16 protein-coding genes and 1 tRNA gene are annotated in these 19,251 nt (G+C 63.3%); 2 read left to right on the forward strand and 15 right to left on the reverse strand.

Annotated elements, in window-relative coordinates:
* Nucleotides 1–74: 74 nt before the first annotated feature.
* The 3 genes from HLH45_RS17415 to HLH45_RS17425 form a co-directional block, all read right to left on the reverse strand.
* Nucleotides 75–1,529 (reverse strand): undecaprenyl-phosphate glucose phosphotransferase, encoded by a 1,455-nt coding sequence (locus HLH45_RS17415; protein WP_005920304.1) that lies wholly within the window; start codon nt 1,527–1,529, stop codon nt 75–77.
* 243 nt (nt 1,530–1,772) lie between these two features.
* Nucleotides 1,773–3,212, reverse strand: coding sequence for a GumC family protein (locus HLH45_RS17420; protein ID WP_126952708.1), 1,440 nt, complete (start codon nt 3,210–3,212; stop codon nt 1,773–1,775).
* On the reverse strand, nt 3,194–3,892 hold the full coding sequence (locus HLH45_RS17425; protein ID WP_005914015.1) for a polysaccharide biosynthesis/export family protein: 699 nt from the start codon (nt 3,890–3,892) through the stop codon (nt 3,194–3,196). The genes HLH45_RS17420 and HLH45_RS17425 overlap by 19 nt, the downstream gene beginning before the upstream one ends.
* On the opposite strand from HLH45_RS17425, the gene HLH45_RS17430 reads away from it, so the two are divergent.
* Nucleotides 3,801–4,133, forward strand: coding sequence for a hypothetical protein (locus HLH45_RS17430; RefSeq protein WP_162483012.1), 333 nt, complete (start codon nt 3,801–3,803; stop codon nt 4,131–4,133). The two genes, HLH45_RS17425 and HLH45_RS17430, sit on opposite strands and share 92 nt — an antisense overlap.
* 229 nt (nt 4,134–4,362) lie before the next feature.
* Here the strand turns inward: HLH45_RS17430 and HLH45_RS17435 are convergent.
* The 9 genes from HLH45_RS17435 to thrS all read right to left on the reverse strand — a co-directional run bounded on the left by HLH45_RS17435 (nt 4,363) and on the right by thrS (nt 12,231).
* Nucleotides 4,363–4,439: transfer RNA gene (locus HLH45_RS17435), tRNA-Pro, on the reverse strand.
* 61 nt (nt 4,440–4,500) lie between these two features.
* Complete coding sequence (locus tag HLH45_RS17440; RefSeq protein ID WP_005995911.1) at nt 4,501–4,857, reverse strand: MerR family transcriptional regulator; 357 nt, start codon at nt 4,855–4,857, stop codon at nt 4,501–4,503.
* Nucleotides 4,838–5,137 carry an integration host factor subunit alpha gene (locus HLH45_RS17445; protein ID WP_002811076.1) on the reverse strand — a complete coding sequence of 100 codons (300 nt, stop codon included), beginning with the start codon at nt 5,135–5,137 and terminating at the stop codon, nt 4,838–4,840. Before HLH45_RS17445 ends, HLH45_RS17440 begins: the two co-directional genes overlap by 20 nt.
* Nucleotides 5,138–5,158: 21 nt before the next feature.
* Complete coding sequence (pheT, locus tag HLH45_RS17450; RefSeq protein WP_008574579.1) at nt 5,159–7,537, reverse strand: phenylalanine--tRNA ligase subunit beta; 2,379 nt, start codon at nt 7,535–7,537, stop codon at nt 5,159–5,161.
* A 126-nt stretch (nt 7,538–7,663) separates the two neighbouring features.
* Complete coding sequence (pheS, locus tag HLH45_RS17455) at nt 7,664–8,659, reverse strand: phenylalanine--tRNA ligase subunit alpha (RefSeq protein WP_008574581.1); 996 nt, start codon at nt 8,657–8,659, stop codon at nt 7,664–7,666.
* A gap of 262 nt (nt 8,660–8,921) precedes the next feature.
* Nucleotides 8,922–9,281: a 50S ribosomal protein L20 gene (rplT, locus tag HLH45_RS17460; RefSeq protein ID WP_003484828.1), complete on the reverse strand. Its 360-nt coding sequence runs from the start codon at nt 9,279–9,281 to the stop codon at nt 8,922–8,924.
* 10 nt (nt 9,282–9,291) lie between these two features.
* A complete protein-coding gene (gene rpmI, locus HLH45_RS17465) occupies nt 9,292–9,489 on the reverse strand; it encodes a 50S ribosomal protein L35 (RefSeq protein ID WP_002811096.1) in 198 nt (65 codons plus the stop codon).
* Between the two features lie 246 nt (nt 9,490–9,735).
* Nucleotides 9,736–10,278, reverse strand: coding sequence for a translation initiation factor IF-3 (infC, locus tag HLH45_RS17470; protein WP_077708941.1), 543 nt, complete (start codon nt 10,276–10,278; stop codon nt 9,736–9,738).
* Nucleotides 10,279–10,326: 48 nt separating this feature from the next.
* The gene (gene thrS / locus HLH45_RS17475; RefSeq protein ID WP_008574582.1) at nt 10,327–12,231 is read right to left on the reverse strand and encodes a threonine--tRNA ligase; all 1,905 of its coding nucleotides are present in this window, start codon (nt 12,229–12,231) and stop codon (nt 10,327–10,329) included.
* 322 nt (nt 12,232–12,553) lie between these two features.
* Here thrS and HLH45_RS17480 point away from each other — a divergent pair, with 322 nt between their 5' ends.
* Complete coding sequence (locus HLH45_RS17480; protein WP_008574584.1) at nt 12,554–13,675, forward strand: LacI family DNA-binding transcriptional regulator; 1,122 nt, start codon at nt 12,554–12,556, stop codon at nt 13,673–13,675.
* 124 nt (nt 13,676–13,799) lie between these two features.
* Here HLH45_RS17480 and HLH45_RS17485 read toward each other — a convergent pair whose 3' ends face one another.
* Genes HLH45_RS17485 through HLH45_RS17495 form a run of 3 tightly spaced genes read right to left on the reverse strand, consistent with a single transcriptional unit; the run spans nt 13,800 to nt 19,134 of the window.
* Nucleotides 13,800–15,425: an alpha-amylase family glycosyl hydrolase gene (locus HLH45_RS17485; protein WP_033478868.1), complete on the reverse strand. Its 1,626-nt coding sequence runs from the start codon at nt 15,423–15,425 to the stop codon at nt 13,800–13,802.
* A gap of 47 nt (nt 15,426–15,472) precedes the next feature.
* Nucleotides 15,473–16,951 carry an MFS transporter gene (locus HLH45_RS17490; protein WP_008574586.1) on the reverse strand — a complete coding sequence of 493 codons (1,479 nt, stop codon included), beginning with the start codon at nt 16,949–16,951 and terminating at the stop codon, nt 15,473–15,475.
* Nucleotides 16,948–19,134, reverse strand: coding sequence for a glucosidase family protein (locus HLH45_RS17495; protein ID WP_046931938.1), 2,187 nt, complete (start codon nt 19,132–19,134; stop codon nt 16,948–16,950). The genes HLH45_RS17490 and HLH45_RS17495 overlap by 4 nt, the downstream gene beginning before the upstream one ends.
* Nucleotides 19,135–19,251: the final 117 nt, after the last annotated feature.

Raw genomic sequence — 19,251 nt, forward strand, 5'->3', positions numbered from 1 at the left:
CCGCTTGAAAGGAGCGGCTGCAATGCAGCCGCCCGCGGCGCCGAACGCGCCTGCTCGCACGCTCCCCACCATCATCAGTACGCGGTCTTCTGTCCGAGCACGCGCACAGCGGTCAGCACGATGATGCGGATGTCCAGCCACAACGACCAACGGCGGATGTAATCGAGGTCGTACTGGATACGCTTCTTCATCGTCCGCAGTTCCGGGGTTTCGCCACGGAAGCCGTTCACCTGCGCCCAACCGGTGATGCCAGGCTTGACGTAGTGACGCTGCATGTAGTGGTTGATCAGCTTTTCGTAGTGCGTGTTGTGCTGCGCAGCGTGCGGGCGCGGCCCGACGATCGACATGCTGCCACCCAGCACGTTGAAGATCTGCGGCAATTCGTCCAAGCTGCTACGACGCAGGAATGCACCGAAACGGGTAATACGTGCGTCATTCTTGGTCGCCTGCTGGATCGTCGTGCCATGGTCGTCGTGCACACGCATCGAGCGGAACTTGAACATGTAGAACTCGCGGCCACCCAGGCCATGACGGCGCTGGCGGAAGAACACCGGGCCGGGCGAGCTCAACTTGACGCCCACGGCAATGGCGGCCATCAGCGGCCACAGGCCAAGCAGCGCGATAACGGCCAGGATCTTGTCCTGCAACGCCTTGGCCACCACGAAGTAATTGTCACGGTCCACCCCGCCCTGGCGCAGATTGATCACCGGCACGTTGCCGATCTGTTCGCCAGACTGATTGAGCAGACCGAAATCGAACAGGTCAGGCACCAGCTTGACGTTGATCGGGTAACGGTCCAGGCGCTGCAACAGCTGCTTGATGTGGTCGCGTTCGCCCAGCGGTAGCGAGATCCACACCTGCTCGACCTGGTTTTCCTTCAGATAATCAATCAACGCGTCCGGCTCGCCCAGGCACGGCAACGACTGACGCTGCTCGGTCACGGCAATATCGTAAGGGGTGCGGAAATAACCGACCAGGTTCATGCCGACCCACGAGTTACGGCTCAGGTAGTGGTTGATTTTCATCACCGGGTGACGCAGCCCCACCACCACCACGCGTTGCACGTCCACGCCCTGGGTACGCAGATGGTTGAGGAAGCCGCGCAGCACCGTGCGTGCTGCCACCAGCGAGGCCAGGCCACCGACGAACCACAAGCCGATCCAACCGCGCGACACCTGCTCGCCCACCTGCACGATCAGCGCATGCACGGCAAACAGCGCGAACACACCGCCGAATGCGCCGCCCAGCACCATCAGTTCGCTCAACAGTCCACGGCCGCGCCAGCTGCGGTACAACGGGAACAACGCAAAGCAGATCACCGAGTACAGCAGCGTGGTGGCGATCGCCAGCCGATACGGCGCGGCTGGCACCCAGGAACCAAACACGATGCGATAAGCGACCAGACCGGACACCACAACCATGGTCAGGTCGAAGACGCGCAAAACCAGATCGGCCGCAGCCGAATATTTGGACAACAATCGCGGCGAGGAAGTTGTGTAAGTCGCGCTACTCAAGTCTGCCAAAAGCATGGGGATGTCCTCCAAACTCGATACGACGCATGCGGGGGAACATACGAATCGCACGCGAGCTTTCAATCATCTCCGCCAAGCGATCACCGCGGTAGAACCTACCGACCCCAGATCACTCGACAGCCCTTTGTTTCAACAGAGACAAACTTTCAAACGAAGGAGCCCGAAACATACGGGATCCCACCTTTTCCACGCTGAATCAGTTGTCACTTTAATTAACCATCGTTTTGCAACATCACGATGTCAGTTCGGCCGCGTTTCCCGCCCATTGACGCGCAGGAAGTACCGCACCAGAGCCACAGCCAAACCTAGGAATACGCCAAAGATCAGGCCCAACGCGAGGTTCAATTTCAGTTTCGGCGAAGTCTTCGACGTAGGCACATCTGCGGTATCGACGATGGTCACGTTGTTGGCGCCGACATTGCCTGCCACACCGATTTCCTTGTAGCGCTGAAGCAGCGCATCGTAGAGCTGACGGTTGGTGTCGACGTCGCGCTTGAGCATGTTGTAACGAATGCTGCGGCTCTGCAGATCCAGCTCGTTGTTCCGCAAGCCGGCGATGCGCTCATTGAGCAACTGCTCCTGATGCACCGACGCATCGTAGGTCGCCTTCAGCGACTGGCGCACGTTGATGACCTCGCCATTGATCTGCCGGCGCGACTCTTCGATTTGCGCCTTCAGACGCTGCATTTCCGGGTAGTCCGGCTTGAAGGTCGACAGCTTCTGCTGGTATTCGGTGGTGAGACGCACCTGCTCGCTCCGCAGGCTCTGGATCAACGGACTGCTGAGCACCTGAGGCAACGACATGCCATCGCCACTGGATGCCTGACGCCAGGCGGCCTCGGCCTTGATACGGGCGTCCTGCGCAGAAGCCAGCAAGGCGTTGAGATCGGTCAGGTTCTGCGCCGGCAACGAGGGCTTGTCGTCGCCCACCGACACAATCTGCTCATCGGTCGAGTACGCAACCAGCGACTTCTCCGAATCTTCGACCTTGCTGCGCAACTGCTCCAGTCGCTCGGCAAGGAACTTGGTCGCGAACGAGGACGCCTTCATGCGGCGTTCCTGCGTACTGATGATGAACATCTTTGCGTACGTGTTGGCGATCTTGGCCGACAGCACGGGGTCCGGCGAATCGTAGTTGACGTAGACCAGGCGCGAATTGAGGATGGGTTCGACCACCAGGCCGGCCAGCAACGTATCGGTGAGGCTGCGCTCGATGATCGCCTGACGCGAATCAACCGATTTGCCTGCTTCGGGATTCTTCGCTGCGGCCTTCTCCAGTGCCTCGTCCACCTGGTCCTTGAATGCCGGCTCCTTGTCGAGCTTGGCTTCGCGGATCACTGCACGTGCCAGTGAACGGCTCTGCAGCAGCTGATACTGGGTCTGGTAGAAATCGCGATCCTGCGGCGACTCCACCGGCATCAGGTTGTCGACGTTCACCACGTTCAGCGAATCGCGTTCGATCTGCAGCGTGCTGGTCGCGCGGTACTTCTCCGGCATCAGCAGCGTGATGGCCAGCGCCAGCAGCAATGCGCCCAGTGCGATTGCGATAATCAACCAACGCTGCGACACCAGGGCGCGCCAGTAGTCGAGCAACCCCACATCGGCGAGTTCGAGATGCCCGTGACGCTGCGACGAAGAGGAACGATTGTCGGAATTCATGCTCATCGGTAAGCGCGCCACACCATCACAAGAGGAGTCAGTTCCAGCATGGTGCGCAACCACACGCGCGCATCCGAGCGGTACACCACCACGATGTCGCCGCCGTAAATCTCAGGATCGGGGTTGGTTCCCTTCTCGATTTCGGTCAGGTCGAACCGCGCGAGCATCTTTTGCCCATTGACCATGCGGAACACGATGACATTGCCGCGGCTGGCGACCGTGCTCACGCCCTTGGCCTGCGCGATGGCTTGCTGCAAGGTCAGGTTGGCCCCGATCACCGGATAAATGCCCGGCTCGTCGACCGCTCCGGTCACGGTGACGCGACGGCCGTTGGATTCCTGCACGAACACCGACACCTGCGGATTTTGCAGGTAGCCATTGCGGTACCGGTCGGCCACCATCTTTTCCAGCTCGCCGACGCCCATGCCGGCCGCATTTACGTCGCCAATGAGCGGCAACGAAATGTGGCCGTTCTGATCGATACGGACCTGCCGTTCCAGATCGTCGATCTGGAACACCTTGACCAGCAGCAGGTCGCCTGGCGAGAGCCGATACTCGGGCTGCACTGCGGACATTGCGAGCGGGTCAGGCAGTGGCAACGAGGTCGCCATGTCCTTACCGGTGCTGCAAGCGCCCAGTGTTATCGAGCAGATCAACGCCAGGCTGAGCGCTTGGCAAAATCGTCCGATCAGTTTCTTCATGCGTGTGGCTGGCTGCCTCGGTTGGGTGGGACAGGAGCTCGCGCAGCATTCAACCGGCCAAACACGCCAGCACGAACGTACGACAGAGGGTTCATCCCGGGACATCGGGATCACGACAGGTAAGGCGTGTTGCACTGCACTATGGCACAGAAAAATCGCACCGCAAGAGACCGCACGCCATTTTTTTGACAGCGTTGGCCTATTGATTCAAGTTCGTCGATATCGCGTTAACGAACCGTGATCCACGTTTGAATCTGGAGAAAATGTTTCGGAGTGTTTTCGGACACTTAGCACCATTGCGTGATCCAAGTCCATAGCGAACCGGACCGCAAAAAGCGGGCGCTAGTGCGCCGTTCATGCTGCATCGCGATATGCCGATATGCGTATTCGCCCAGGCCGTCGCGGACACAAAAATGCAATGTTGCGACGCAACAAAAAAGCCCATGACGCGACGTCATGGGCTCGGTGTTTGGTCGGGGTAGCCGGATTCGAACCGACGACCACTAGTCCCCCAGACTAGTGCGCTACCAGGCTGCGCTATACCCCGAAGATGTTGCGCTCCGCCGCGAGGGCGGCCTGCGATTATAGCGGCTTTGTGAAACGTTTTCCTAGCGGCGCAGCAGTTGCAGGACTTCTTCCAGCTCCATCCGCACCTGCTTGATGATCTGATTGCTCAGCGCCGACTCGCTCTTGGCGCCATCGCCCTCCAGGCGCAAGCGCGCACCGCCGATGGTATAGCCCTGTTCGTACAGCAACCCGCGGATCTGACGCACCATCAGCACGTCATGGCGCTGGTAGTAGCGCCGGTTCCCGCGCCGCTTGACCGGCTCCAGGCTGGGAAACTCGGTTTCCCAATAGCGCAGCACATGCGGCTTGACGTCGCATAGCTCGCTGACCTCACCAATGGTGAAATAGCGCTTGGCCGGGATCGGCGGTAGCTCGCGATTACTGCCCGGATCCAGCATAAGCCTCCACCCGTTCCTTGAGTTTTTGGCCAGGGCGGAACGTCACCACCGTCCGTGCCGAGATCGGAATTTCTTCGCCGGTCTTGGGATTGCGACCGGGCCGTTGGTTCTTTCGCCGCAGATCGAAGTTGCCGAAACCCGACAGCTTCACCTGACGGCCCTGCTCCAGCGCATCACGCAGCACATCGAAGAACGCGTCGACAAATTCCTTTGCCTCACGCTTGTTCAGACCGACCTCGTCGAACAGACGTTCGGCCATCTCCGCTTTCGTCAATGCCATGCCAATCCCCTGGTTACCGCCTCAACTCCGAATCCGGGCGCGATGCTCGCGCTCGATCACGGCCACCACGTCGGTGACGACCGCATCGACGTCCCGGTCGGTGAGAGTGCGCGAGTTATCCTGCAAAATCAAGCCCATAGCCAGACTCTTGAAACCTGGCTCGACCCCCTGCCCGACATAGCGGTCGAACAATTGCACCTCACGCAACAATGGCCCGACCGTGGTGCGCACGCTGGCCGACACTGCCGCCCAGCTCACCTCGTCGGACACCAGGAAGGCCAGATCGCGGCGCACCGAGGGGAACCGCGACAGCTCGCCGGCGCGCGGCAGGGCCCGCTGGACCAAGGGCATCAGCTGCAACTCGAACGCGATCACGTCCACGTCGATGTCCAGCGCCTTGGCCAGACGCGGATGTACCTGCCCGATCCAGCCGATACAGACGCCGTCGCGATAGATATCGGCCGACCGGCCCGGGTGTCCGAACGGCTGCGTCGACGGCTGGAACTCCAGCTGCGCGCCGCTGGCCGCAGCCAGCGCCATCAGGTCGCCCTTCAAATCGTGGAAATCCACCTTGCGCGCTGGCTCGCCCCACTGCAGCGCCAGCGCATCGCCGCACACCGCCGCGGCAACGTGCTGCGACTCTCCGGGTGCCGCACCGGCATCGGCCGCAGCTGCGAACACCTTGCCCAGCTCGAACAAACGCACCCGCCCAGCCTGGCGTGCAGCATTGCGGCCCAACGTGGCGACCAGGCCCGGCAACAGGCGCGGACGCATGATCGCCAACTCCGCACTGAGCGGGTTGGCCAGCGGCACCAGGCCTTCGGTAAGCTGCCAACGCTCCAGCAAGGCCGCATCGACGAAGGCGTAATTGATGGTTTCCTGCAGCTCGCGCGCCACCAGCTGGCGCCGCACACTGAGCTCGTCCAGCTGGGTTTCGCTCGGCATCGCGATGCGACTGGCGCCACCAGGCAGTGTGGTCGGCACCCGGTCGTACCCGTGGATACGCGCCAGCTCTTCAATGAGATCTTCTTCGATGGCGATGTCGAAGCGACGGCTCGGGGCCATCACTTCCCAGCTTTCGGCAACCGCCTCGACGTGCATGCCGAGCGCCCGCAGCATGCGCACGACGTCGGCATCGTCGATCTGGATACCGAGCACGCGTGCAATGCGCGCACGGCGCAAGCGGATGCGCGCCGGCTGCGGCAGATGCTCCGGCAGCTGCGCATGCACCACCGGGCCAGGCGTACCGCCGGCCAGTTCCAGCACCAGGCGTGTCGCCACTTCAATTGCCTGCGGCGGCAATGCCGGATCCACGCCACGCTCGAAACGGTGCCCGGCATCGGTATGCAGGCCGAGTTTGCGGCCACGGCCCATGATGGCCGCAGGGGCGAAGTACGCCGACTCCAGGAACACATTGCGGGTGGTGTCGGTGACGCGTGTGTCCAGCCCGCCCATCAAGCCGGCCAATGCAACCGGACGCCCGGCATCGGTGATGGTCAGAAAACTCTCGTCCAACGTGACCTGGCGCCCGTCCAGCAACGCTAGCTGCTCACCGCTGCGCGAATGGCGCACGCCGATCGGGCCTTGCAGCGTGTCTAGGTCGAACGCGTGCATCGGCTGGCCCAGCTCCAGCATCACGTACTGGGTGATGTCCACCAGCAACGACACCGGACGCACGCCGCTGCGGCGCAGCCGCTCGGCCAGCCACACCGGCGTCTTGGCGGACGGGTCGATTCCTTCGATCACACGACCGCAATAGCGCGGCGCATCCTTACCGGCGTCCAGTTCCACTGCCAGCGTGCGCGTGGACACCGGCGCCACCATGCCGGCGTCGAACGCCACCACTTCGCTGGCGCACGCGGCGGCCACGTCGAAGGCGATGCCGCGTACGCTGAAGCAATCGGCACGGTTGGGCGTGAGCTTGATCTCGATGCTGGCATCGGGCAGCCCCAGATACTCGGCCAGCGCCTGCCCCACCGGCGCATCGTCGGGCAACTCGAACAGACCCGACGCATCGCTGTCCAGTCCGAGCTCCTTGGCCGAACACAACATGCCGTTGGACGCCACACCGCGCAGCTTGGCCGCAGTGATCGTCAGCTCGCCGATCTTCGCACCGACCAGCGCCAACGGCGCCACCAGACCCGCACGCGCATTCGGCGCGCCACACACGATCTGCAGCAACTCGCCCTGCCCGGCATCGACGCTGCAAACCTGCAGACGATCGGCTTCGGGATGACGCACCGCTTCGACGATACGCGCCACCACCACCTGACCAAGCGACTCGCCCAGCGGCGTGACTTCTTCGACTTCCAGACCGATCGCCGTCAGCGTCGCGGCCAGTTCATCGCGCGTGGCCTGGATCGGAACGTGGCTGCGCAGCCAATTTTCAGAGAATTTCATGAGAGGCCGGGAATCGAGAATTGGGAATGGGGAATCGCAAGAGCAGGGTTGCCGGGCCTTCGGAACCGGACCGATGGAGCCAATGGCTCTTGCGATTCCCGATTCCCAATTCCCGACTCCCCGCCGTCAAGCAAACTGCCGAAGAAAACGCACATCGTTCTCGAAGAACGCGCGCAGGTCGTTGACGCCATAGCGCAGCATCGCGAAGCGCTCCACGCCCAGGCCGAAGGCGAAGCCGGTGTAGCGCTCAGGGTCGATGCCGACGCTGCGCAGCACATTCGGGTGCACCATGCCGCAGCCCAGCACTTCCAGCCAGCGCGTGCTGCCGTCGGGCTGCTGCCAGGCGATATCCACTTCCGCGCCAGGCTCCACGAACGGGAAATAGCTGGGGCGGAAGCGCATTTCGAAATCGCGCTCGAAGAACGCACGCACGAACTCGGACAAGGTGCCCTTGAGGTCGGCGAAATTGGAATGCTCGTCCACCAATAGGCCTTCGACCTGATGGAACATCGGCGAGTGGGTCTGATCCGAATCGGAGCGGTACACCTTGCCGGCCGCGATCATGCGCAGCGGCGGTTTGTGCGCGTCCATGTAACGCACCTGCACGCCTGAGGTATGTGTGCGGAGCAGGCGTCCGTCGCCGAAATAGAACGTGTCGTGCATCGCGCGCGCCGGATGGTGCGGCGGAAAGTTCAGGGCTTCGAAGTTGTGCCAGTCGTCCTCGATCTCCGGGCCGTCCGACAGCTCGTAGCCGAGCCGCGCGAAGATTTCGACGATGCGCTCCAGCGTGCGTGTCACCGGATGCAGACCGCCGCGTTCGCTTCGACGCCCCGGCAAGGTGACGTCGATGCGTTCACCGGCAAGACGGGCATCCAGCGCGGCGGTTTCCAGCGTGTGCTTGCGCTCGGCCAGCGCTGCAGTCAGCGCATCGCGCGACAGGTTGATCGCCTCGCCAGCTGCCTTGCGTTGCTCGGCCGGCAACGTCCCGAGCTGCTTGAGCTGGGCAGTGATGCTGCCGCTCTTGCCCAGCAATGCGACACGCAAGGCTTCCAGTTGGTCCGGCGTCTGCGCCGCGGCAACATCGGCCAGCGCGCGCTCGGTCAGGGATTGAATCTCACTCATTGCACTTGCGCCTCAACTGCGTCTACCGAACGGTGTTTCCGGATGCACCGGAACGCATTGCCACTCAAATCTGGTCTAGCCCGGCATCCAGTCAGCAATGCCGGCCATCTAAAAACGCAAAAGGGGAAGGACTCGCGCCCTTCCCCCTGCATATCTGCTTGCCCTCGCCGGAAGCCTGTACACGAATGCGCAACCCCCTTCGAGACGCTATCCCTTCAAAAGTCCGCACATGGATGTGCGGGCTCTTGCGAGGGACTCGCACCTATGCCGCCAGCGCGCCCTTGGCCTTCTCCGCCAGCGCGGCAAAGCCGGCGGCATCGTGCACGGCGATATCGGCCAGCACCTTGCGGTCCAGGGTGATGCCAGCCTTGAGCAGGCCATTCATGAAACGGCTGTAGCTCAAGCCGTTGATGCGGGCAGCCGCATTGATGCGGGTGATCCACAACGAACGGAAGTTACGCTTCTTCTGCTTGCGGCCAATGTAGGCGTACTGCTGCGCCTTGATGACTGCCTGCTTGGCAACGCGGAAGACCTTGCGGCGAGCGTTGTAGTAACCCTTCGCCAGGGTCAGAATTTTCTTGTGGCGGCGACGCGCCTGTACGCCACGCTTTACTCGTGCCATGGGTCAGTCCTCAGAGGTAGGGAAGCATACGATCGAGACGGCCAGCGTCCTCGGCACGGACGTGGTTCGTCTGCCGCAGGTTGCGCTTCCGCTTGGTCGCTTTCTTCGTGAGGATATGGCTACGGTTTGCGTGGCCGCACTTGTACTTGCCGGAGGCGGTTTTGCGGAAACGCTTGGCCGCCGCCCGGTTGGTCTTGATCTTGGGCATTGCAATGTCCTTGATGGTGTTTTGTCACTGACACGGGCGGCAGTCTTGCGACCACGCTTTCCATCCTTGCCCTTGCCTGCTTGTAAGTCCTTGATCGAACACGATCCGGACAGGTCCTGGTGCCGCTTGCACGGCGCCCCGGTAAAACCGGGCCGCGCAGTCTACCCGTTGCCGGGAATTGTTGCAAATCGTGGAGCTTGCACTGCAACAAACCTGTCGGGCCCGTTGCAGTGCCGAATCGGATCCTCAGACCTTCTTCTTGGGCGCGATCATCATGACCATCTGGCGCCCTTCCAGGCGCGGACGCGACTCGATGACGATGTCGTCGCCCAGATCGGCCTCGATCCGCGCCGCCATCTCGCGGCCCAGCTCCTGATGGCTCATTTCACGGCCACGGAAGCGGATGTTGACCTTGACCTTGTCGCCCTCTTCCAGGAAACGGCGCATGTTGCGCAGCTTGATCTGGTAGTCGCCCTCGTCGGTGACCGGGCGGAACTTGAGTTCCTTGATCTCGACCTGCTTGGTCTTCTTCTTGGCCTCGTTGGCCTTTTTCTGCTGCTCGAACTTGAACTTGCCGAAATCCATGATCTTGCAGACCGGCGGATCGGCCTGCGGCTGGATTTCGACCAGATCCAGGCCTTCTTCTTCGGCCTTGGCGAGCGCTTCGTCGCGCGACAACACGCCGACCATCTCTCCGTCACTGCCGATCACGCGAACGCGCGGCACACGGATTTCTTGGTTTTTGCGGTTCTGTTTGTTGTCAGGGGTACTGATATTGCAATCTCCCAGAGGAATCGAACCGGCGCATCCGGATCATCCAGACCGGCCGGGGTTGGCTCACGCTGCCTGCTCTGCCTGCAGACGTTCGATGAAGGCCGAGACCGTCATGGTCCCAAGGTCCTCGCCTGAACGGGTCCGCACGGCGACAGCGCCATTTTCCTTCTCGCGGTCGCCGACCACGAGCAGATATGGCACGCGTTGCAGCGTATGCTCGCGAATCTTATAACCGATCTTCTCGTTACGCAAATCTGCGCTGACACGGAAGCCTTGATTTGCAAGGGTTTTCCGCACCGAGTCGACATATTCAGCCTGAGCATCGGTGATGTTGGCGACAACGACCTGCACCGGGGCCAGCCAGGACGGGAAGGCGCCGGCGTGGTGTTCGATCAAAATGCCGATGAAACGCTCCATCGAGCCGACGATGGCCCGGTGCAGCATGACCGGATGCTTCTTCTGGCTGTTCTCGTCCACGTACTCGGCGCCGAGGCGGCCCGGCATCATGAAGTCGACCTGCATGGTGCCCAGCTGCCAGGTGCGGCCGATGGCGTCCTTGAGGTGGTACTCGATCTTGGGGCCGTAGAAGGCGCCCTCGCCCGGCAACTCCTGCCACTCCACCCCGCACACGCCCAGCGCACTGCGCAGCGCAGCTTCGGCCTTGTCCCAGGTGGCATCGTCGCCCAGGCGCTTTTCCGGGCGCAGCGCGATCTTGATCTGGATGTCGTCGAAGCCGAACGCGGTATAGACCGCCAGCGCCTGCTGGTGGAAGGCGGTGACTTCGGATTCGATCTGCGATTCCAGGCAGAACACGTGCCCGTCGTCCTGGGTGAAGCCGCGCACGCGCAGGATGCCGTGCAGCGCGCCGGAAGGCTCGTTGCGGTGGCAGGCGCCGAACTCGCCGTAGCGGATCGGCAGGTCGCGGTAGCTGTGCAGGCCCTGGTTGAACACCTGCACGTGGCCGGGGCAGTTCATCGGCTTGACCGCGTAGGTGCGCTTCTCCGACTCGGTGAAGAACATCGCGTCCTGGTAGTTGTCCCAGTGGCCGGATTTCTGCCACAGCGACACGTCCAGGATCTGCGGGCAGCGCACTTCGCCGTAGCCGCTGTCGCGGTAGACCTTGCGCATGTACTGCTCGACCACCTGCCACAGCGACCAGCCCTTGGGGTGCCAGAACACCAGGCCGGGTGCTTCTTCCTGCAGGTGGAACAGGTCCTGCGCCTTGCCGATGCGGCGATGGTCGCGCTTGTCGGCTTCTTCCATGCGCAGGATGTAGGCATCCAGCTGTTTCTTGTCGGCCCAGGCGGTGCCGTAGATGCGCTGTAGTTGCTCGTTCTTGGCATCGCCGCGCCAGTAGGCGCCGGAGATGCGGGTCAGCTTGAAGGCCTTGAGGAAGCGCGTGTTGGGCACGTGCGGGCCGCGGCACATGTCCACGTATTCCTGGTGGTAGTACAGGCCCATCGCGGTGATGTCCTCGGACATGTCCTCGATCAGGCGCAGCTTGTACTCTTCGCCGCGCTGGGCGAAGACCTCGATCACCTCGGCGCGCGGGGTGACCTTCTTGATCACGTCGTAGTCCTGCGCGATCAATTCCTGCATGCGCTGCTCGATCGCGGCCATGTCGTCCGGCGTGAACGGGCGTTCGCTGTAGATGTCGTAATAGAAGCCTTCGGCGATGACCGGGCCGATCACCATCTTGACCTCCGGGTACAGCTGCTTGACCGCATGCCCGACCAGGTGGGCGCAGGAGTGGCGGATGATCTCCACGCCTTCGGCGTCCTTGGCGGTGATGATGCGCAGGCTGGCATCGTGGTCGATGACGTCGCTGGCATCGACCAGCTGGCCGTCGACCTGGCCGGCGATGGTGGCCTTGGCCAAGCCGGCGCCGATCGACTGGGCGACCTGCATGACCGAGACGGGGGATTCGAATTCGCGGCGGCTGCCGTCGGGAAGCGTGATGTTGATCATGGGCAAGAATGAGGTCTGGTCTGGCTGCAGCGGTCGGCTGCCATGGGAGATCTGGCCATCGCTGGTCAGGCTCGGAGGGGAATGCGGGACGAGAGGCAAGACAGCGCCATGCAGGCGCTCTGCGCGCTGGCGCAGGCAAGGATCAGCGGTGGGCGGTGGTAGTGCTCATGTCGCACGCTGGGCCGGCGCCGGGCGCGGGCCACCTTCTCGCAGGGGGTCTTGGGCGTGAATGGTAAACCAATCAGCCGTCCGCTGCGTACGGCGGCGCGGCGCTGGCGGGCGCATGGCATGATGCCGGCCACCTGTCCTGCCGTTGCCGACCATGACCATCAAGGGTAAAGCCACCTCGCTGGATATCGCCTACCTGGCCGGCGTGTCGCAGCCGACCGTGTCGCGCGCACTGCGCGGCAGCCCGATGGTCAACGAGGAAACCCGCAAGCGCATCCTGCGCATCGCCCGCGAGCTGAACTACAAGGTCGACAAGAACGCCTCCTCGCTAAGGCTGCGCAATGCCGGCACGCTGGCACTGCTGTTCTTCGAAGACCCCACTGCCGACGACTCGCTGATCAACCCGTTCTTCCACTCGATGCTGGGCTCGATCACCCGCGCCTGCGCGCTGCAGGGCTACGACCTGCTGGTGTCGTTCCAGCAGTTGTCCAAGGATTGGCAGGCCGATTACGAAGACAGCAACAAGGCCGACGGCATCATCCTGCTGGGCTATGGCGACTATCAGGAATCGCGCCAGCGGCTGCAGCTGCTGGTCGAGCAAGGCACCCACTTCGTGCGCTGGGGCGCGGCCCTGCCCGGCCAGCCCGGCATTTCGATCGGCAGCGACAATTACCAGGGCGGGCTGGACATTACCGACCATCTGCTGGCGCAGGGCTGCCGGCGCATCGCGTTCGTCGGACACGCGTCCAACCACTACCCCGAATTCGAAGAGCGCTACCGCGGCCATGCCGCTGCGCTGGCGCAGCACGGCCTGGTAGCCGACCCGGCACTGCAGTTCGATGCGATCACCACCGAGTTGTCCGGCTACACCGCATGCCTGGCACTGCTGGACAGCGGCAATGCGTTCGATGCGGTGTGCGCAGCCAGCGATCTGATTGCGATCGGTGCCATGCGCGCCCTGCGCGAGCGCGGCCTGCGGGTGCCGCAGGACGTGGCGGTCAGCGGCTTCGACGATATCGCGTTGGCGGCGTCGGTCGCGCCCGCGCTGTCGACCGTGCAGCAGGACACCAAGCAGGCCGGCACATTGCTGGTGGAAAGTCTGGTGGCCCTGATTCGTGGCGAGGCCGCGCAGAGCCGCACGATTCCGGTGCGTCTGGCGCTACGCGATTCCTCGCGCAGCAGCGGGCTGCAGCCGCCACTGGGATGGGCGCCGTCTGGCGCAGAGACCGGCGATGCGCTGACGGGTCGGGCGTCGGATGGGACGGTCAGGCGCTGATTCGGGATTCGGGATAGCGCGCCCGTTGGGTCGCGAGATCTCGCGACCCGCTGCGTGCGGCGCAAGAGCGCAACCGGGCGCGACAGGCGTCAGCGGCAATGCCTGATCGCGCCCAGGTGCGCGCCTACCTGTTGCGTGCGTCGCGTGCAGCCTGCTCGGCCATTTGCAGGTCGAGCTGCTTGCGCAGGGCCGGGTCGGTGATCGGCGCATCCGACAGCAACACGCGCACGCCGTGCGCCGGCACCGCTGTTGCGAAACCACGCTGCACCTGCAACTGCTCGCCACTGACCGCATCGCGCCACGCGCCAGGCTGCAGGAAGCGCGTCACTTGAATGGTGGCTGCGGTATCGGCCTTGTTGAGCAGCACCAATGCGGTCTGGGTTGTACCTGCATGCTGATAGACGCGCAGGAACGCGGCTTGATCGCCGTGTAACCGCACATCGACCTGCACGCCACGCTGCAATGCCGGGGTGTTGCGACGCACCTGGGCGATGCGTTGCAGCGGGCCGAAGATCGGGCTCTGCGGTGCAGTGCGAATGCGCTCGACGCCGAAGTAGTTGCGATTGCCGGCATGTTCGGCACGCCCACGCATGAAGCCGATTTCCGAGCCGTAATAGATCACCGGAATGCCGCGGGCGGTGAACAACCAGTTGTGCGCATCGATAAACCCGTTATCGGTGGCATCCAGGCGCGCCATGTCGTGGTTGTCGTAGAAGCTCATCAACTCGTAGGGGTTCGCGTAGGGCCCTTGACGCAGGAACAAGGGCGCGGCGAGTTTTTCGAAGCCGGCCTGTTCATGACCGAATACCGCGGCAAGCTGCTGCTTGAGCGGGAAATCCAGCACGCTGACGCCGGCATTGCGCGTCCAGGTATGCCCGGCGATCTTGTTGGCGTCGTAATCGAAGGCTTCGCCGAACATGAAAAAACCCGGACGTTTTTCGCGAATGCGCGCCACGAAGGCATGCCAGAAGCGATCCGGCATCCAGCCGATGGTATCGATGCGAAAAGCATCGGCGCCCTGCTCCATCCACTGCAGGTACGCGCCGGCCAGATAATCCAGCACCGCCGGATTATTTTCGTTGAGGTCGGACAATTCCGCCAGGCCGCCGCCGGTGTTGTAGAAGGCATGCAATGGGTTGTGCTGCGGATCCAGTTGCGCAGGCGCGAGATTCTGGTGGTCGGCGACCAGGCGCCCTTGTGCATCGTAGAGCTTGCCAAAGCCGGGTTGCGCCTGCGGCATGGTGTAGGCCGGCGAACCATGGTTGCCCACGATGTCCAATACGACCTTCAGCTTGTTGGCGTGCATGGCGCGGGTAAAGCCGGCGAAATCAAGTCCCGGGCTGGGCAGATGTTCGTCGAGCTTGTAGAAGTTGACGCCCCAATAGCCGTGATAGCCGGTCTTGCCATGGTCGCTGAGCGTGCTGCCGCAGGTGATCGGCTTGCCGCCGGTGAACGCTTCGTCGGGGTTATCGACGATCGGGGTGATCCACACCGCCCCGAAGCCCAGGTCGCGGATGTAATCGGCATGCTCGACGATGCCTTTGAAGTCGCCACCGAGATAGCCGATGTTGTCCTCGCTGCCATCGGCGCATGGTGTGGGCACATCGAAGGTGCGATGCGCACCACCCTGATCGCGATGGTCGTTGCCGGTATCGCCGTTGACGAAGCGGTCGGTCACCACGAAGTACACCGCCTCGGCGGCAAACGGCTCCAGGGTGCCGTAGTAGTCCTTGGCTGCAGGCGCCGCCATTGCCGCGCCCGCGTACATCGTCAACGCTACATACATCGCACTGCGCATCACTGCCCTCCCGAGGCCACTGGAACCCGCACCACGCACACGCCTGCAATCAACAGGCTGAGCCCGCCAATGGCCAATGCATAGATCGGCTGCCCGCCCAGCCACACGCGCAGCACAAAGCCCAGCGCGCTGGCGGCGACCAACTGCGGAATCACGATGAAGAAATTGAAGATGCCCATGTACACGCCCATCTTTGGAGCAGGCACACTGTCTGACAGCAAGGCATACGGCAGCGACAGGATCGAGGCCCAGGCGAAACCGACCCCCACCATCGACAGCAGCAACCACTGCGGGTCGCGGATGACCAGCATCGACAACAATCCGGCGGCACCCAGCCACAGGTTGCACAGATGGCCCCAGCGCAAGCCGACCGCACGCACCAGCAGCGGAATCACCACTGCAGCCAATGCAGCAAACCCGTTATAGGCGCCGAACAACACGCCGACCCAGTTTGCGCCATCGTTGTAGGCCGCCGAAGCGGTGTCGTTCGCACCGAAATGCACTTGCGTCACTGCGGCAGTGGTGTAGATCCACATCGCAAACAAGGCAAACCACGAGAAGAACTGCACCCAGGCCAGGCGACGCATCGTCATCGGCATGCTGCGCACGTCCTGCACGATCGCCACCAACATGCTGGTGGCGGGCAACATGCGGGCCAAGGCAAGCAACACGCCGTAGGCAAGACACAGCCCGGCCAGCACATACAGCATGCGGTCGCCGTGCTGCCAGGCGATGGCCGTGGCGAGCAGCACGCCCAGACCGCACCACAACACGCTTGCCATGGGTGTCGGCGCCATGCCAGTGCGTGCCACCTGTGCGAGAGGCGGATGCGCATCGTCAAAACCGGCCAACTGCTCTGGGCTGTACTCGCGCGTACGCAGCACCGTCCAGGTGATCGACAGGAACAATACCGCCGCGCCGAGGTAGAACGCGTAGCGCACGCTGTCGGGCAACTGGCCTGGCGGCGCGGTGTTGGCAATGCCCCAATGGGTCAGCAGCCAGGGCAGAAAACTCGCGACGATCGCGCCGATGCCAATGAAGAAACTCTGCATCGCGTAGCCGGTCGGCCGTTGCGACGGCGGTAATTGGTCACCCACCAGCGCACGGAAAGGCTCCATCGAGATGTTGATCGATGCATCCAACACCCACAGCGTCCCGGCGGCCACCCAGAGCATCGGCGCGTTGGGCATCACCAGCAAGGCCAGCGTGGTGAAGACAGCGCCCACCATGAAGTACGGACGCCGGCGGCCCCACGGGGTCCAGGTGCGATCGGACAGGTAACCGATGACCGGCTGCACGATCAGGCCGGTGAGCGGTGCAGCGATCCACAGGCCTGGCACGTCGTCGACCTGCGCGCCCAGCGTCTGGAAGATACGGCTGGCATTGGCGTTCTGCAGTGCGAAGCCGAACTGGATGCCGAGAAAGCCGAAGCACATGTTCCAGATCTGCCAGAAATTCAAGCGTGGCTTGGCGTTCATGGCGCGGCCTCCACGCGTGCTGCAGGCCCGACCAACAACGCACTGACCTGCGCCGCATTGACCACACCATCACGGCCGCCGCGGCCGCCGTTGTACTGCGCAAAGTGCGCCAATGCGCTCATATTGAAGCCGTTCTCGAGCCGGAACGTACAGGCCTGCCCCGCCACCGCATCGAAAGTCACTTGTGTGGAGAGCTGCTCGCCTACGCTATGCGGCATCACGATGACCTGCGATTGTGCGGGTTTCCCCGGGCACTCCAGCACCAGGTGTTTCACCGCTGCCGTGATCCCGGTATTGATCGGGCCATTGTCATTGCGGTAACGCAGCGATACCCGATGCACGCCTGCATGTGCCGGACGCCAGCTCCAGCGCTGGCTGCCCGGCAACTGCTGCAGTGGGCCGAGCGTCAACGACGGGCTATGCAGCGACTCCAGACCATCGCGCCGCCGGGTCAGGCTGAGCACATGCAGCACGCCATCGTCGGGAAGATCCCAGTGCGCGCTGGCATCGAGTGCGCGGCCGTCCAGATACAGCGTTGTTCCTTCCGGAATATCGATGCGATACCTGTTGCCGATCTGTTGCGCGACCGGCGCCGGTGGCATCTGCGGTGCGAAGACCTGCTTCGGTCGCGGCGGCGGCGTCAGGTCGGCATTGTGCCCAACCAACTGCACCAGCGTGGTCTGCCCCTGCCGTTCGCTGCGTCCTGCCACCAGCAACTCGCCGGCATCGTTCGCCGGGCGCTGCAGCACGTACCGTCGTGCGCCCTGTTCCAGCACGATCTGCTTGGCGTCGCCAAACAACAGGGGCAGCAAGGACCGCGGCAACTTCGGTTGTAGCTTGCCATCGGCCGACAGCCCGAACACACCCTCCTGCACTGCAGACAGGTAGCCCGCCACCGACCACAGCTGGCGTGGCGAGTTCACCACCGGGCCACTGCGCGCGCCCTCTTCCACGTGCACCGCAAGGCGCTGCATCTCGTAGTTTTCCATGTTGGAGCCCGCCAGCGCGCTACCACGCATCAGCGATTGCAGCTCCAACGCGATGCGTGGCGCATCGTCCAGCGTGCGTGCAGCGCGTAGCGCATAGGCACTGACGAACGGCCAGACAGCGCGGTTGTGGTAGATCGGCTGCGCGGCCTCTTGCGGCCACACCACCGGGCTGCCGCCCGCGACCATCGGGTAATTGCGCAGCGCAAGGCGCGCCCGCTGCGGCGGAAACACATCGGCCAGTACGCCCAGCGAGAGGCCGAGCAGATCCACCTTGGCGTAGCGCACCGGATGCGCTGCGCTGCCGAGATAGCTGACGTATTGGCTGCTGCGCGCATCCCAGAAACGCCTATCGATGGCCTGGCGGAGTGCATCGGCCCACTGCGCATATTGCACAGTGCGTGCATCGCCATGCTGGCGCGCCAACTGTTCGGCCAGCCGCAACGCCTGGTAATGCAGCACGTTGGTGGAGAGCGCGAAGGATTCGGCAATGAATCGCACGTCCTCGCGCGTCCAGTCCGGGTAGGTCTGTTCTCGCCAATCCAGAAACGAAGTTTCGCCGCGGTAGAGACCGATCTGCGCATCGAACACGGCATCGCGGTCCTGCGCGATCGTTGCCTGTAGTGCCTGCCACACCTCTTCGGCAAACGGCTTGTCGTCCAGCAGGCCGCGTGCGGCAAGGAACCACACCACCCGGTCGCTGCTGATCGGCCAACTGCCGCCGGAGCCGGTGTCCTGCGCCACGAACAGTCCCGGCGTGCGCCCATCGCGTGCGGCCGAGAGCTTGAAGCGCAGTGCATTGCGCGTGCGCTCCGGCTCCAGCTGCGCCAACGCAAGATCGGCTGCAAAGCTGACATCGCGCGTCCAGACGTAGGGCCAGCGTTCGCCGGTTTCGAAGCAGGCGCACGGCACCGGCTTGCCATCGTTGAAGGCGGGGTCGCGGATCGCCTCGACGCGGTCGTCGGCCATTTCCTGCTGTGCCAGCGCGAACAAGGCGTCGAACAGCGGGCTGGCGGTGTGCGTGCGCATCGGTTGTGCCGCAATGCGGCGTTCGCCCTGCGGCCAGCGCAACACGAAGCTGCCGTCGTCCAATGCCTGCGCTTGGGCCCGGCGTCCTTGAAATTCCAGTTCGTCGGCCAGTGCCGGCGAGCTTGCCGCAACGCCCAGCGTTGCAGCCATGCAGATCATCTTCAACATCGAAGCGGCAAGACAGCTTGCGCCGTCGGCCTTCCTCCCTCGTTGCACGCGTTGTGGTGCGCGGCACGGACGTGCCACGGGCGCGGACCCTCCCAGGTGCCGTGGCGCCATGGTAGA

It is taken from the genome of Xanthomonas euvesicatoria (genome assembly GCF_013112235.1).
In the GTDB taxonomy this organism is placed as follows: Bacteria; Pseudomonadota; Gammaproteobacteria; order Xanthomonadales; family Xanthomonadaceae; genus Xanthomonas; species Xanthomonas euvesicatoria.